Source organism: Thioclava sp. IC9 (genome assembly GCF_002213225.1).
In the GTDB taxonomy this organism is placed as follows: domain Bacteria; phylum Pseudomonadota; class Alphaproteobacteria; order Rhodobacterales; family Rhodobacteraceae; genus Thioclava; species Thioclava nitratireducens.
Genome location: NZ_NBNX01000001.1, coordinates 371020 through 385869 on the forward strand (window position 1 = coordinate 371020; position 14850 = coordinate 385869).

The 14850-nt window shown below is 63.3% G+C and carries 15 protein-coding genes; 11 read left to right on the forward strand and 4 right to left on the reverse strand.

The genetic code is table 11. The features are described 5' to 3' along the window. Positions 1-19 precede the first annotated feature (19 nt). Positions 20-1204, reverse strand: a complete 1185-nt coding sequence (locus B6V76_RS01675) for an ABC transporter substrate-binding protein (RefSeq protein WP_075774905.1) — start codon at positions 1202-1204, stop codon at positions 20-22. 191 nt (positions 1205-1395) lie between these two features. Continuing rightward, entirely contained in the window at positions 1396-2424 is a 1029-nt protein-coding gene (locus tag B6V76_RS01680) for a GlxA family transcriptional regulator (protein WP_088726497.1), read from the reverse strand. Between the two features lie 220 nt (positions 2425-2644). On the opposite strand from B6V76_RS01680, the gene B6V76_RS01685 reads away from it, so the two are divergent. Further along, positions 2645-4015 carry a 3-deoxy-7-phosphoheptulonate synthase class II gene (locus B6V76_RS01685; RefSeq protein WP_075775120.1) on the forward strand — a complete coding sequence of 457 codons (1371 nt, stop codon included), beginning with the start codon at positions 2645-2647 and terminating at the stop codon, positions 4013-4015. A 108-nt stretch (positions 4016-4123) separates the two neighbouring features. Here B6V76_RS01685 and B6V76_RS01690 read toward each other — a convergent pair whose 3' ends face one another. After that, a complete protein-coding gene (locus B6V76_RS01690; RefSeq protein ID WP_088726498.1) occupies positions 4124-4906 on the reverse strand; it encodes a PAS domain-containing protein in 783 nt (260 codons plus the stop codon). A gap of 175 nt (positions 4907-5081) precedes the next feature. Between B6V76_RS01690 and B6V76_RS01695 the strand changes: the two genes are divergently transcribed. From B6V76_RS01695 to B6V76_RS01705, 3 genes are read left to right on the forward strand one after another with little or no spacing between them, the layout of a single operon-like run. Next, positions 5082-6017, forward strand: a complete 936-nt coding sequence (locus B6V76_RS01695; RefSeq protein ID WP_240496888.1) for a YicC/YloC family endoribonuclease — start codon at positions 5082-5084, stop codon at positions 6015-6017. A 5-nt stretch (positions 6018-6022) separates the two neighbouring features. Next, positions 6023-6667 (forward strand): guanylate kinase, encoded by a 645-nt coding sequence (gene gmk, locus B6V76_RS01700; protein WP_075774902.1) that lies wholly within the window; start codon positions 6023-6025, stop codon positions 6665-6667. Further along, positions 6664-7185, forward strand: a complete 522-nt coding sequence (locus B6V76_RS01705; RefSeq protein ID WP_075774901.1) for a gamma carbonic anhydrase family protein — start codon at positions 6664-6666, stop codon at positions 7183-7185. Before gmk ends, B6V76_RS01705 begins: the two co-directional genes overlap by 4 nt. Here the strand turns inward: B6V76_RS01705 and B6V76_RS01710 are convergent. Next, positions 7182-7484 (reverse strand): hypothetical protein, encoded by a 303-nt coding sequence (locus B6V76_RS01710; protein ID WP_088718550.1) that lies wholly within the window; start codon positions 7482-7484, stop codon positions 7182-7184. The two genes, B6V76_RS01705 and B6V76_RS01710, sit on opposite strands and share 4 nt — an antisense overlap. A gap of 347 nt (positions 7485-7831) precedes the next feature. Between B6V76_RS01710 and B6V76_RS01715 the strand changes: the two genes are divergently transcribed. The 7 genes from B6V76_RS01715 to B6V76_RS01745 all read left to right on the forward strand — a co-directional run bounded on the left by B6V76_RS01715 (position 7832) and on the right by B6V76_RS01745 (position 14740). Further along, positions 7832-8890, forward strand: a complete 1059-nt coding sequence (locus tag B6V76_RS01715; protein ID WP_088718551.1) for an ATP-binding protein — start codon at positions 7832-7834, stop codon at positions 8888-8890. A 131-nt stretch (positions 8891-9021) separates the two neighbouring features. Next, on the forward strand, positions 9022-10167 hold the full coding sequence (locus B6V76_RS01720; protein ID WP_075775118.1) for a Ppx/GppA phosphatase family protein: 1146 nt from the start codon (positions 9022-9024) through the stop codon (positions 10165-10167). Further along, positions 10167-10901 (forward strand): RlmE family RNA methyltransferase, encoded by a 735-nt coding sequence (locus B6V76_RS01725; RefSeq protein ID WP_088726886.1) that lies wholly within the window; start codon positions 10167-10169, stop codon positions 10899-10901. Before B6V76_RS01720 ends, B6V76_RS01725 begins: the two co-directional genes overlap by 1 nt. 125 nt (positions 10902-11026) lie before the next feature. Further along, entirely contained in the window at positions 11027-11998 is a 972-nt protein-coding gene (locus B6V76_RS01730; protein ID WP_075774898.1) for a GAF domain-containing protein, read from the forward strand. A 380-nt stretch (positions 11999-12378) separates the two neighbouring features. After that, positions 12379-12840, forward strand: a complete 462-nt coding sequence (locus B6V76_RS01735; protein ID WP_166504518.1) for a hypothetical protein — start codon at positions 12379-12381, stop codon at positions 12838-12840. 619 nt (positions 12841-13459) lie between these two features. Then, positions 13460-14047 (forward strand): hypothetical protein, encoded by a 588-nt coding sequence (locus B6V76_RS01740; protein ID WP_141104866.1) that lies wholly within the window; start codon positions 13460-13462, stop codon positions 14045-14047. Positions 14048-14128: 81 nt separating this feature from the next. After that, positions 14129-14740, forward strand: a complete 612-nt coding sequence (locus B6V76_RS01745; protein ID WP_088724350.1) for a hypothetical protein — start codon at positions 14129-14131, stop codon at positions 14738-14740. Positions 14741-14850 lie beyond the last annotated feature (110 nt).

The window sequence follows — 14850 nt, forward strand, 5'->3', positions numbered from 1 at the left end:
TCTCGCGTCTGATGATCGCTTAGCGGTACTTCACCGTTTCGATCTTGTCGTCCTTGATCTCGATTTCGCGGAAGGTGCCCGCGGCTTCGCCATTGCCGATCAGGTTGACGGCGGTCGCGCCTTCGTAATCGACCGGCTTGCCTTCCTTGATCAGGTCGAGCGCCTTGCCCAGCTCGCCGGGATAGATCTTCTCGCCGGGGCCGTTCGCGACTTCCATGACCTTGTCCTTGTAGACTTTCGGGTCGGTGGAATCCGCCGCCTGCATCGCCAGCAGCATCAGGGCCGCCGCGTCATAAGCGCCGCCCGAATAGGCCGACGAGCCGTCGAAGCCGGCTTTCTCGGCCATGCCGAGATAGGTCTTCATGCCGTCGCCCGCGGAGTCGGGAAGCTGACCGAAGGAGCCGTTGATTTCCGAGCCGAAATTGTCTTCGAGCGTCTGGCTGACCATGCCGTCGGGGAAGACGAAGGTCTCGAAGGCGCCGGTGTCGAGCGCGCCGCGCAGGATGCCCGAGCCGCCCTGGTCGATATAGCCGACGATGACGAGCGCGTCGCCACCCGCGGAGGCGAGCGATGCGACTTCTGCGGAGTAGTCGCCCTTGCCGTCTTCATGTGCGGCCGAGATCGTGACGTTGCCGCCCTTGGCCTTGTAGGCTTTCTCGAAGCTGTCCGCGAGCCCCTTGCCGTAGTCGTTGTTGGTGTAGGTGACGGCGGCGTTCTTGATGCCTTTCTCGATCAGCTCATCGGCCATGACTTCGCCCTGACGCGCATCCGACGGAGCGGTGCGGAAGAACAGGCCATCGTCTTCGAGATCCGAGAGCGCCGGCGAGGTCGCCGAGGGCGAGATCATCACGACGCCGTTCGGCATGGCGACGTTCTGCAGGACAGCGGTCGTCGCGCCCGAGCACATCGCGCCCATGATGCCAGCGACCTTGTCGGTGGTGACGAGCGTTTCGCCAGCCGCGGTTGCGGCTGCTGCGTCGACGCAGGTCGAGTCGCCGCGGACTGCGGTCACGGTGTCGCCACCCAGCAGCTTGCCGGAGTCGGAGACTTCCTTGATCGCCATCTCGGCACCCTGCGCCATCGGCGGGGCGAGCGATTCAAGCGGGCCGGTAAAGCCCAGCAGGACGCCCATCTTCACGTCATCGGCATATGCGCCGGTCGCGCCAAGCGCGATCGCAGCCGAAGCCAGAAGCAGTTTTTTCATGTGTTCACTCCCGTGTTGGAACTCGCGTTCTTGCGCGAGGTTAGTGCGCGGTGCGTCAAATGTGAAGAACCGCGAGTGGCGCGATGACGCGAAAAACCGACCCGAAGGTCAAGCATCGCGCAATGCGACGTAACGGCAATTTGGGCCGTTGTGCAAATTCGTGAAAGGCGAGGGGGCGGATTGCGCAATTTTCAGTCGAGCCAGTCTTCCGGTCCAACCTCGGAGGCGGCGTCCGGGATCTCCTTCTCGCCCGCGGCGCTCGCGCCGCGTTCACGGTAGGGTGTGGTCTGGTAATGCGCGCGGTAGCATTTCGAGAAATGCGAGGGGCTGGCGAAGCCGCAGGCCATGGCAACGTTGATCACACTCATTTCGGTCTGCATCAGCAGGTTACGCGCCTTCTGCAGCCGCAATTCCATGTAATAGCGCTTGGGCGAGCGGTTGAGGTAGCGGCGGAACAGCCGCTCCAGCTGGCGCGCCGACATGCCGACCTCGGTGGCGAGCGTCGCGGGGCTGATCGGGTCTTCGATATTGCGCTCCATCCGGCCGATCACCTGCGCGAGCTTCGGGTGGCGCACGCCGATCCGGGTGGGAATCGATAGCCGCTGGGTGTCGCGGTCCGAGCGGATCGAGGAATGGATCAGCTGATCGGCGACGGTATTGGCCAGTTCTTCGCCGTGATCGCGGGCGATCAGCCGCAGCATCAGGTCGATCGAGGCGGTGCCGCCCGCCGTCGTCACCCGGTTGCCGTCGATCACGAACACGCCCTTGGTCAGTTCGATATCGGGAAAATCCTCGGCGAAGGCGTCGATATTCTCCCAGTGGATCGTCGCGCGCTTGCCGTCGAGCAGTCCCGCGCGGGCCAGCGCATAAGAGCCGGTGCACAAGCCGCCCATCACCGCGCCGCGCCGCGCCTCGCGCCGCAGCCAGTTCAACAGCGGCTTGCTGACCGCCTCGGCCACGTCGATGCCGCCGCAGACCAGCACCATCGTGTCGCGTCCCAGCTCCTCCAGACCGATATCGGTGCGGAAGGTCGTCCCGTTCGAGCAGGTGACATCCGCGCCGGACTCTGAGGCGAGTTTCCACGTGTAGAGCGTGCGACCGGACACCTGGTTGGCGAGGCGCAGCGGTTCGATCGCGCTTGCGAAGGCCATCATCGTGAATCGCTCTAGAAGCAGGAAGACGACCGAACGCTGGCGTGCGTCCGGGCCAATCCGGATCATTCCTTGCGAAGGGGCTGGCCGACGGGTGGGGCGGGGATCAGGCATGTCGTCAATCCGTCATCTGTGGTGAATCACCGAAACAGGAAATTGGCGCGCGCCGCAAGAGGGGGGCAAGGTGGGCGCTGCAGACTTGTCGAAATGCAAATTCGGGTTTGTTTCCCAGACCCGCGCCGTCTATAAGCGGCGCCGAATGAACACGACCACGCTTTTGGAGGATCAGATGGGCAAGGGTTGGAGCAAATCGGACTGGCGCGCGAAACCGCGGGTTCAGATGCCCGACTATCCCGATCAGGGGGCGCTGAACGCTGTCGAGGCACAGCTGTCGCGGATGCCGCCGCTGGTCTTCGCGGGCGAGGCGCGCACTCTGAAGGCGGAGCTTGCGAAAGCTGCGCGTGGCGAGGCGTTCCTGCTTCAGGGCGGCGACTGCGCCGAGTCCTTCGGGGAATTTTCCGCCGACAATATCCGTGACACGTTCAAGGTGATGCTGCAGATGGCGGTCGTGCTCACCTGGGGCGCGAAGGTTCCGGTCATCAAGGTCGGCCGCATGGCGGGCCAGTTCGCCAAGCCGCGTTCGGCGCCGACCGAGACCATCGACGGCACCGAGCTGCCGAGTTACCGCGGCGACATCATCAACGGTTTCGAGTTCACCTCGGAGGCGCGTCTGCCCGATCCGAACCGGATGCTGCAGGCCTACACGCAGGCGGCGGCGTCGCTGAACCTGCTGCGCGCCTTCTCGACGGGCGGTTTCGCCGACATCCACCGCGTCCAGAGCTGGATCGCCGGCTTCACCGATGCCGACGAGGCCGAGAAATACCGCGAAGTCGCCAACCATATCAGCGAGGCGATGGACTTCATGCGGGCCGCGGGCGTGACCTCGGAAACCGCGAATGAGCTGGCTTCGGTCGATTTCTACACGTCGCACGAAGCGCTGCTGCTGGAATACGAAGAGGCGCTCTGCCGCATCGATTCCACCTCCGGCCTGCCGATTGCGGGCACCGGTCACATGCTCTGGATCGGCGACCGAACCCGTCAGCCCGACGGTGCACATGTCGAATTCGCACGCGGCGTGCAGAACCCGATCGGTCTGAAATGCGGCCCCACCACCACCGAGGACGACCTCAAGGTGCTGATGGAGAAGCTGAACCCGGAGAACGAGGCGGGCCGTTTGACGCTGATCGCGCGCTTCGGCGCGGGCAAGGTCGGCGATCACCTGCCGCGCCTGATCCGCACGGTCGAGGCCGAGGGCGCGAATGTCGTCTGGTCCTGCGATCCGATGCATGGCAACACGATCAAGTCCGCGTCGGGCTTCAAAACCCGCCCGTTCGACTCCGTGCTGCGCGAGGTGAAGGAATTCTTCGCGATTCACAAAGCCGAGGGCACGATCCCCGGCGGCGTGCATTTCGAGATGACCGGCAAGGACGTGACCGAATGCACCGGCGGCGTGCGCGCGGTAACCGACGGCGATCTTTCCTCGCGCTACCACACCGCCTGCGACCCGCGCCTGAACGCCTCGCAATCTCTGGAACTGGCCTTCCTCGTGGCCGAGGAGCTGCAGGACCGCCGCAAGCTCGCGAAAGCGGCCTCGCAATAAGGCGCGGCCGTCGCGACGCGGCACAGTTTCCGAAATGGATCGGCCCGGACCTTTGCGTCCGGGCCTATTTATTGCTGTCGCCGGTGCAGAGGTCATCCATCACGGGTCTTAACCCTCCTGACGCACCACCCGGAACATCGCGCGGCGCTCTTCCGGGGTCATTTCCGCCAGATGAGCGGCGCGGGATTTCGGCCGCGGGGTGTAAGGCGTCTGGCTTTCGGCGAAGCCGGAGGTGGCGGCGGTCGGCACGGGCTGCTCGAAGGAGTGCGCCGGAGGAGACCTGCGCCCAGTCGGTCGGGGCGAAGGCTGCGGCTCGCGCAGGGGCGGCTTCTCCAAAGGCTTGATCCGCGCGGCTGACACGGTAAAGCGGCGCGGGGCGCGTCCAGCGTCGAGGTTACCGTCCGCCGCGTCCGTATTCCGCAGAGGCTCCGCTACGAAACATCCAAGCGCGCGCGTCACCGCCTCGAAATCGTCCGTCAGCGGCAGCATCAGCAGATGGCCCGTCAGTTCCGGTTTTCCGAGCCCTGCGGCCGAGGCCAGCTGCGCCTCGGCGATGGCGGGACGCGCGAAGACGGCCTCGGTCAGATCGGCGATCTGTTTGCGGGCTTCGGTCGCGAAGAGCGAGGTCAGGGGCATGCCGCGCACCTCCATTCCCATCAGGCCGCAGATATGCTGGCCGGCAAGGCGAAACCGCGCCATGCCCGGCGCGACGCGCTCGAGGATGAAGGCGAATTGCAGTGCCCGGTCGATGCCGCGCGGATCGATATCGGCGCGCGCGGGCATCGGGCGACCGTCGAGCAGCGCCTCCCAATAGGCGTGCAGCTCGTTGCCGACCCGGCGACCTTTGGCCGAGGCGGGGGATGCAGCGTTGCTGTCGGTCTCGCGATCCATTTCTATCATCCTTGTTTCGTCCCGCGCGGCACGGGCGCGGGGTCGCTTTCTCTCGCCCGGCGCGCCGGTGGCGCGGGGCGCCTTGCGGTTGACCGTCGGGACGAAATCGTTACTGAACTCTTACCGGGCCCCAAGTTAGGCCATTTTTTCGTCACATGGAGAAAGAAACTCTTAAATGGTTAAGCCCGCCCCAGAGCCGCGCCCGGAGGGGGCGCCCGCCGCCGCCACCGTCTCGATGACCGGATTTGCCGCCGGACAGGGGAGCGGCGCGGGGCATGACTGGAGCTGGGATCTGCGCTCGGTCAATGGCAAGGGCTTCGACCTGCGGTTGCGGCTGCCCGATATCGAGGGGCTGGAGCCCGCGCTGCGCAAGGCGGTCGGCGAACGGGTCGCGCGGGGTAACGTCACGCTGAACCTGAAGCTCACGCAGGCCGTAGGCAGTGCCGCGATGCGGATCGAGCCGGAGGTGCTGAACGCCGCCCTTGCTGCCGTCGACAAGGTCGAGCGCGCCGCCGAACGCAAGGGCGTGGCGCTGGCGCCGCTCAAGCCGAGCGACCTGATGGCGATGCGCGGGGTGATCGACCACTCGGGCAGCACGATCGAGGATCCCGCCGCACTGCTGGCCGCCTTGATGGAGAGTTTTGCGCCCGTTCTGGAAAGCTTCGTCGCGATGCGCCGCGAGGAAGGCGCGCGGACGGGCGCGTTGCTGGCCGCCCGCATCGACGAGATCGCGGCGTTGACCGATGAAGCGGAAATCGCCGCCGCAGCGCGCGCTCCGAAAGCTGCAGAGACGCTGCGCGCGGCGCTCGCGCGGGTGATGGAAGCGACCGAGGCCGATCCCGACCGGGTCGCGCAGGAACTGGCGCTGATCGCGATCAAGGCGGATGTCACCGAAGAGATCGAACGGCTCCGCGTCCATGTCGAGGCCGCGCGCGCGCTTCTCGCCGAGACCGGGCCCGTGGGCCGCAAATTCGAATTTCTGGCGCAGGAATTCGTGCGCGAGGCCAATACGCTGTGCTCGAAATCGGGCGATGCGGAGTTGACGCGGATCGGTCTGGCGTTGAAATACGCGATCGACCAGCTGCGCGAGCAGATCCAGAACGTAGAGTGATACCAATGCCCGACACTGCCCGCCGCGGCCTTCTGATCATCCTGTCCTCGCCCTCGGGCGCTGGAAAATCCACGCTCGCCAAACGGCTGATGAGCTGGGATCCGACGCTGCGCTTCTCGGTCTCGGCCACGACGCGCGATCCGCGCACGGGCGAGACCGATGGTGTCGAGTATTTCTTCAAGACCCGCGCAGAGTTCGAAGCGATGGTGGTGCAGGGCGACATGCTGGAACATGCCGAGGTGTTCGGCAATTTCTACGGCACCCCGAAAGGCCCGGTGGAGGCGGCGATGGGCGAGGGGCGCGATACGCTCTTCGACGTCGACTGGCAGGGCGGTCAGCAGATCCGCAACTCCACGCTTGGCAAGGACGTGGTCTCGATCTTCATTCTGCCGCCTTCGATCGCGGCGCTGGAAGACCGTCTGCGCAGCCGCGCGCAGGACAGCGACGACGTGATCCGCAGCCGGATGGAGAAATCGCTCGCCGAGATCAGCCATTGGTCGGAATATGACTATGTTCTGGTCAATGACGACCTCGACCGCGCCGAGGAGATGCTGCGCACCATTCTGACTGCGGAGCGTAACCGCCGCGACCGTCAGGTCGGGCTCAGCGAATTCGTGCGAAAACTGAACAGGGAGTTTGACGCAAGATGATTTACGAACTGGACGGGATCGCCCCGAAAATCGCCGAAGACGCATGGGTCGCCGCCGACGCCAACGTGATCGGCAAGGTCGTGTTGGAGGCCGAAACCTCGGTTTGGTTCTGCGCGACCCTGCGCGGCGATAACGAGGAAATCCGGGTCGGACGCGGCTCGAACCTGCAGGAAAACGTGGTCTGCCATACCGATATGGGTTTTCCGCTGACCATCGGCGAAAATTGCACGATCGGCCACAAGGCGATGCTGCATGGATGCACGATCGGGGACGGCTCGCTGATCGGGATGGGGGCGACGGTTCTGAATGGGGCGAAGATCGGCAAGGGCTGCCTGATCGGCGCCGGTGCGCTGATCACCGAGGGCAAGGAAATTCCCGACGGCAGCCTCGTGATGGGCGCGCCGGGCAAGATCGTTCGCGAACTCGACGAGGGCGCGCGCAAGGCGCTTCTGGGCTCGGCCGCGCATTACCGCGAGAATGCGGCGCGTTTCGCCAAGGGGTTGAAAGCGATCGGCTAATTGTCGCGACGCTTGTCGACCGGCAAGGTGAATATATCGAAATCGAGCTGGGGATGCGCGGCGCGCACCTCCTGCCGGATGAAGTCGATATTCGGAAGCGGAGTGGAATAGGCTCGCAGCTTGCCGGTAAACCCGAACCGTTCGAGACGCTTTGCCAGATCGAGAATGTCGAACCGCGTGGTCAGCAGCGGCGCCAGCACCAGTTCGGGGCGCAGAGCCGCCATCTTTTTCGCGGTGATCTGGTCGTATTGCAGTACCTGAATCGCCTGGCCCGAAATCTCGTTGAGCGACGGGGGCAACTTTCCGCCCGGGTCTACAAGCAGAAGGTTGCTGCTCTCGGACGTTTTCACGCATTGAAAGAGAACAGCTTGTAGCGCAAGGCGGGAACTCGGGGTTCTTGGCATAATTCGTAATAACCTCATCGCCCCCGATGATGTATTCGACGGAACCCGACCGGGCTCCGCTAAATACACGCCTAGGTTTAACGTCTCGGTAGCCATTCTACAACCCATTGATTGCGAACCGCGAAGCGTGAGTTGCAATGCCGATGCGGGGTTGGATTTCATGTCTATGACAAGCCTTTACAGCTCGCCTCGCATCGCTCAAACCTTGCTCCGAACGAGATGGCAGGCGGGGAGGCGCGGCAATGAGCCAAGGGGCGATCGGACAGGTTCTCGACGCGCTGCCGAGCGCGGTTTTGCTGATCGGGCGCGACGAGCGGATCGCGCAGGGCAATCTCGCAGCCAATCGGCTGTTCGGCACGCAGTTTCTCGGGCGCCCCTATGTGACGGTGTTGCGCCAGCCCGGCTTCGGGGCGGCGGTGAGCGCGGCGCTGCGCGGGGCGAGGCCCGATCCGGTTCGCCTGCGGCTGCATCCCACCGGTCAGGCCGAGACGATCACGCTGGTGCATTTCTCTCCGCTGCCGCCCGCGCCCGAAGGGCCGCTTGCGACGAATTCGGTTCTGGCAAGCTTCGAAGACATCACGGCTCTCGAATCTGCCGAAGCCATGCGGCGCGATTTCGTTGCAAATGTGAGCCACGAGTTGCGCACGCCGCTGACCGCTCTGATGGGCTTCATCGAGACGCTCCGCTCGAGCGCGCGCGACGATGCGGCGGCGCGCGACCGGTTCCTGTCGATCATGGAGCGCGAGGCGGCGCGGATGAACCGTCTGGTGGGCGATCTTCTCTCGCTCAGCCGTGTCGAGGGCGAAGAGCGGATGCGTCCCACTGGCAAGGTCGATCTGGCGCTGGTGCTCAAAGGGATCACGCAGACGCTCGAACCCGTGGCAGAAGCGGCGTCCGTCAAGCTGATCTGCGAGGGCGAAACCGGGGCCTTGCCCGTCCAGGGCGATCCCGATCAGCTGACGCAGGTCTTCTCGAACCTCGTGGAGAACGCGATCAAATATGGCGGGCAGGGCGGCGAGGTGCGGCTGCGGGTCTCACTGATCCCGCATGAGCCGGTGTTGCGCGGCAAAGCCTATCGCGTCGATGTGATCGATCGCGGCGAGGGCATCGACGAACAGCATCTGCCGCGCCTGACCGAGCGCTTCTACCGCGTCGATACCCACCGCTCGCGCGAGAAGGGCGGAACGGGGCTGGGTCTCGCCATCGTCAAGCATATCGTGGCGCGCCACCGTGGCCGGTTCCGCGTCGACAGCAAGAAGGGCGAGGGCAGCTGCTTCACGGTGATCCTGCCTGCGGCCTGAGAGCGCGCCGGTACGGTTCGGTTTCGGCAGACGAGATGCGCTGACGTTCTGTCACTTCCGCGTCGCGCTCCCTTGAACCGGGACGCGCAAACCGATAGCTTTATCGCAACTTCAAATCGGAGGGCGTAATGATGACGCCCAAGCGTCCCCGGTCGGCGGGCGCGCTCCCGACAGCTGCATCGCCCGCGCGGGCGGTGAAACCGGCTCAGGTCGAGTCCCCCGCGACCAAATCCGCCAAGTCCGGCGAGGGGCTATATGCCGCTCTCGACCTTGGCACCAACAGTTGCCGGATGCTGATTGCCCGTCCCAAGGGTTCTCAGTTTCAGGTCGTGGACAGCTTCTCGAAAGCGGTCCAGCTGGGTCAGGGTCTCGAAACCTATGGCCGGTTGTCGCGCAGCTCGATGTCGCGCACCGTTCAGGCTTTGCAAATCTGTCGCCGCAAGATCGAAACGCACGGGGTCACCCGGATGCGTCTGGTGGCGACCGAAGCCTGCCGGCGCGCCAAGAATGCGCGCGACTTCATCCGTTATGTACGCCGCGAGACCGGCCTGCCGCTGGAGATTATCGCGCCCGAGGAAGAGGCGCGGCTGGCCGTGATCTCCTGCGCTTCGCTGGTGTCGCCCAATTCCGAGCAGGTTCTGGTGGTCGATATCGGCGGCGGCTCGACAGAGCTCGTCTGGATCGACCTCGAAGACGTGCCGCCCGGCGACAGGGCCCGCGCGATCATGCGCCTCTCGCAAGGGTTCAACCAGCCCGACGGGCCCGATCCGGCGGCACGCGTTGTCGATTGGATTTCGGTGCCGCTCGGGGTCGCGACGCTCAAGGATCAATTCGCCGATGTCGAAGACGATGCCGCACGCTTTGCGCTTATGAGCTGGTTCTTCGAGGAGAAGCTCGCGGACTTCACGCCCTACGCGGCGGGCAGCCCGCAGGACGGATTCCAGATTATCGGCACCTCCGGCACCGTCACGACGGTCGCGGCCTGCCACCTCAACCTGAAGCGCTATGACCGCAACCGGGTGGACGGGCTGACCATGACATCGGGCGAGATCGACGCTGTGATCCGCTCCTTCCTGCAACTCGGGCCCGCCGGACGGCGCTCCGACCCGCGGATCGGGCGCGACCGACACACCTTGATCATGTCCGGCGCCGCAATTCTCCAGGCCCTTATGCGGGTCTGGCCCACCGACCAGATGTCCATTGCCGACCGTGGCCTGCGCGAGGGGCTCCTCTATGCGCAAATGGCCGGAGACGGCGTGTTAGAAGAGATTAAATGATGGCGAAGACACCGAGCGGCAAGAACACTTCGGGACGCGGGCAGCGCGACCTGCGCGTGCGCGTGAAGACGGCGAAGGGGCGCAAGCTGTCCTCGACCCTCTGGCTGGAGCGGCAGCTGAACGACCCTTACGTTCAGCGTGCCAAGAAAGAGGGCTATCGAGGCCGTGCCGCCTACAAAATCCTCGAGCTGGACGACAAGTATCGCTTCCTCGTGCCCGGCGCGCGCGTGGTCGATCTGGGTTGTGCGCCTGGCGGCTGGTGTCAGGTGGCGGTCAAGCGTGTGAACGCCTTGGGCGAGAAATCCGGCAAGAAGGTCGGCACCGTTCTGGGTGTCGATCTGCAGGAGGTCACACCGATCGCCGGGGCCGAAATCCACTTGCTCGATTTCCTCGAAGAAGGCGCCGACGACAAGGTCAAGGAATGGCTTGGCGGCTCTGCGGATGTGGTGATGTCGGATATGGCGGCCGCGTCCTCCGGGCACCAGAACACCGATCACCTGCGCATCATCACGCTGTGTGAAGCGGCGGCAGAGTTCGCCTTCGACGTGCTCGAAGAGGGCGGCACCTTTGTCGCCAAGGTTCTCGCAGGCGGCGCAGAGCAGGGATTGATGACGATCCTGAAGAAAAACTTCACCAAGGTCGCCAACGTGAAACCGCCAGCCTCGCGCTCGGACAGCTCGGAGAAATTCGTGGTGGCGCAAGGTTTTCGCGGGCGGCGGCACGAGGAGCCGTGAGCCTAGACTGTCTCAACCCCGAGACAGGTGCCTGCCCGCTCAGCGGGAATTTACGTTGTGAACGGTTCGAATCGGCCTAACCTGCGTGGACTTTCATAGGCTGCGCAAGAGAGGGAGGCTTTCGCATGCCGTCACTGCATACGGGCGTTCCGCGCCAACATGCCGATATCGTGCGCGAAGTCGTCTCTTCGCCGAAATCCGCCACGCGGGCGGGGTTCGCGGCGAGTTGGCGCCGCTCGATGATCCATCACCGCATCGACCCCGAAACCGGTGGGCGCAACGAGCGCCTGACCCAAGCCGAGATGCGCGAGCGGCGCGAGCGGGCGGAACTGATGATGCGGATCGCCTCGCCGGTGCTCGACCGTCTGTCGCGGGCGGCAGGCGATGCGGGCTGCACGGTCCTTCTGTCCGACGCGGGCGGGCTCGTGCTGGACGAGCGTTTGCGCGACGCGGATAAGGATGATTTCCATTCCTCCAACCTCGCGCCCGGCTCGGACTGGTCCGAAGGGGTCGAGGGCACGAACGGCATCGGTACCTGCGTCGCCGAGGCGCGCCCCGTCACCGTCTGGCGCGATCAGCATTTCCGCACCCGCAACACGGTGCTGACCTGCATGGGCTCGCCCATTTTCGGCGCGCAGGGCGATCTGGCCGGCGTGATCGACGTCAGCTCCGCGCGCTCCGACATGACCGAGGGCTATGCGCGCCTCGTGGCGCTGACCGTGCAGGACGCGGCGCACCGGATCGAGGCGGACCTGTTCCGCGCCTCCTATGACGGCGCGCGCATCCTCTCGACCGGCTCGGGCGAGACCGGGGCGCAGGGCGTGATGCTGCTGGCGCTCGACCGCGACGATCTCGTCGTCGGCGCCACCCGCGCCGCCCGGCGGCACCTCGGCATCGAGGCCGGGCAGATCGGCCAGCTTCCGGCATCCGACCTGCTGGAGCATGGCATCCGCAACGGTCTCGAAGAAGCGCAACGCGCCGAAATGGCCCGCGCACTGGCCCGCAACGGCGGCAACGTCTCGGCTGCCGCCCGCGATCTCGGCATCGGTCGGGCGACCTTCTACCGCAAGGCCAAGGCGCTCAACCTCGGCGTTTGAGTGGCGGTGAGGCGGGCAGGGGGGCTGGCCGACCGATCACGCCGCTATTCTATCGCGTTTCTGGATCTCCGTTTCTTGCCTGGCACCCCGTGGGGCGCCTGCCTTGTCGTAACAGCTGCAAGGCGTCGTGCGCCCAATTAGCTGTGCAAAGTGCTTCACTCACATTTTCGCAACGGTTTCCCACATAGATCGTGTCCGGTGTCGATCGGCACGATCTGCGCCCCAGAGTTGTAAAGTTCATACGAAAATCGCCGCCCGAACGTCCAAAACACGCCACAGTTCGATGATTCCTTGACGCATGAAGACTTCGGAATCCTCCGACACGTATCGCTCCGATACCCGCGGCGTGCCTGAGGCAAAGCATAGGGCAGAGGCGAATGATGAGCAGAATGGTAATTGCAAGTGCGGTGCTAGCTCTTAGCATCCCGGTGCAGGGTGTGGCGGGCGAGGCTTACTTGGCGCAAGTGTCTGCGGGTCCGATGACCCTGACTGTGCCACAGCCGAAAATTGTACAGGCCCTTCCCGATGTGCAGCTGCAGATCGCAAATCTCCATTTGGAGCCAAGCATAACGAGTGTGGACCTGAGCGGCTTTCCGGTGGCGACTCCCCCGGCATCCGGTGCGCTCGCGGACGTGCAGAGCACGGGGACGTCCAATACCAGCATGCTCTATCAGGTAGGCGTCCAGGCGGGCTCGATTAAGCAGACCGGCAACTTCAACATGGCGTCGCTTGTGCAAAGCGGCACGAGGAACGGCGCATCCATTTATCAAACCGGTAACCGAGCCATGGCATCCGTCAGCCAGACCGGTAGCTATAATCGGGCTTTGGTTGTTCAACGCTAGGCGACGATCCGGCTGCCTGTGAGACGTCGCGCGGGCTGCCGCGCTAACGATGCGGCGGGGTGATGTGCAAGGCACGAGCACGCCTCGACCTCCAATTTGGTTTCTTATCAATTGACGGGCGTCCGGCAAGGTCGGCGCCTGGAGGCGTCTCACGCTCGCAGTCGGAGATCCTACTGACAGGTGGCGCTGCCTTCAGATTTCGGTTTCAAGTAATCTTCGAGCAAAGCTGCGCGCTCTCGAACTTTCCGGGCCGAACTTATTTCGAACACGTTGGTTGTGGGTGTTTGCGAAGCATGCGAAGCCTCAGTCGACTCGAATATTCTTATATGCGCGAAAAAGCATAGATTCGAAATTCAATTTTTGGTTGAAAACATATATTCTAATTAAATCTGAAATTGAAATATAGCTGGGGCGCTATTCGATAATTGACGACAATTCAATTGATTTGATGATTTTGTTTAGAATGTGGCGAGAAAATGGCACATTCTTTAACCATTGCTCTTGCGAGACTGAGATGCGGCGCGTTTACTACCTGACGTCGCGGTACGTTGTGGTTGGCGACATTGTTCTGATCACGATTTGACCAGTGGCAAATTTTAACTGAGTGGGGAAGATGATCATGAAACTTTTTGCAGTAACAGCAGCCGCGCTGCTCATCGCGGGTGGTGCGCATGCGCAAGACGCATACATCACGCAGCTTGGCGACAATCTGACCGGTCTTAACTATTCCGAATATAGCAACGGATCGAATGTGAGGCAGGTCATTGCGCAACAGGGTGTTGGCTTCCGCGCAGCGAACCTGAGCCGTGGTAATGACAACACCGCGATGACGTATCAGGTCGACACGACTTTCGACAATTCGACCCAAGGCGCCAATCGCGACACGGGTTCGGGCGCTCAAATGAACTCGCTGGTCATTCAAAGCGCGCGGGGCTTTCCCAATGGCAACAACAAGGCTGTAACGGTTCAGTTGGCTAACCAGGGTCCGGGCGTGGAGCACGTTAACTTCAGGGCGCAGACGATCCAGGAAGGTAACAACAACGTCGGTGTGAACTGGCAGCAGAACGACGGCGCCGGTGCCATGTATCAGCAGACCTACGGTTCGATCTCGACGCCGACCTTCGGTATGTCGGTTGGTACGGCTCCGCTGCCGTCGCCGATTGCCCATGCGAGCTTCCCGTACGGCTCGCACGCGACCATCAACTAAGTTGAGTTGAAACTCTTTCCTACGCCCGCCCGAGTGTGTGCGGGCGTAGGGCTGCTGTCTTGAAAAAGAGAGGTGGGGATCATGCCGCCGCGCTCGTCGCAGTGGCTGATGACGGCTGCATTCGTGATAGTCTGCAGTTCGTCCGCGGTCGCTCAAGAAGCTTACTTGCAGCAAATTGGCTCTCACAATGGCGCTGCGAACGTCGCCTTTGGCGCAAAACACATGCAGAGTGTTTTCCAAGCCGGTCAACGTAATGTCGGCGCGCAAATCTCATCTGGCAGCCGAAACAGTTCCGCACTTATTCAGGCGGGTGTCCAAAATTCGGCACTCACGGTGAACCAGGGAAGCCTGAACGCGGCGCTGGCGGTGCAGGTCGGCGGTCTGAATTCATCCTTTATCGGGATCAACGGCCACAGAAATACGGTCGGTCTTTACCAGCAAGGGGTCTGGAACCAGTCTTCGGTCACCGTCACCGGGAACGACACCGACGTATCCGTGTCACAATTCGGTGTCGGAAAACGTCTAGCCCTTAACGTTTCTGACCAGATGGTTCGCTCTTCATCGTCGCCGACGACGAATTCCCGGTCGCCGACCGGACGCTTCAAGGTCGGTGTGATCCAGGGACGCTCATCCGCTCCGGCGAGTTACTCGATTGCGCGAGCGCCAGATGGCTCGATCGTCATAAATCCATGATCGAGTTTCATCTTGAGGTGTTTTTCGATCGTGACGCGAAAACAACACGACCCGCCAAGCTGCCGGTTCAAGCGATCGGCAATGGAATTCTTTGCGAAAATATGTCATTG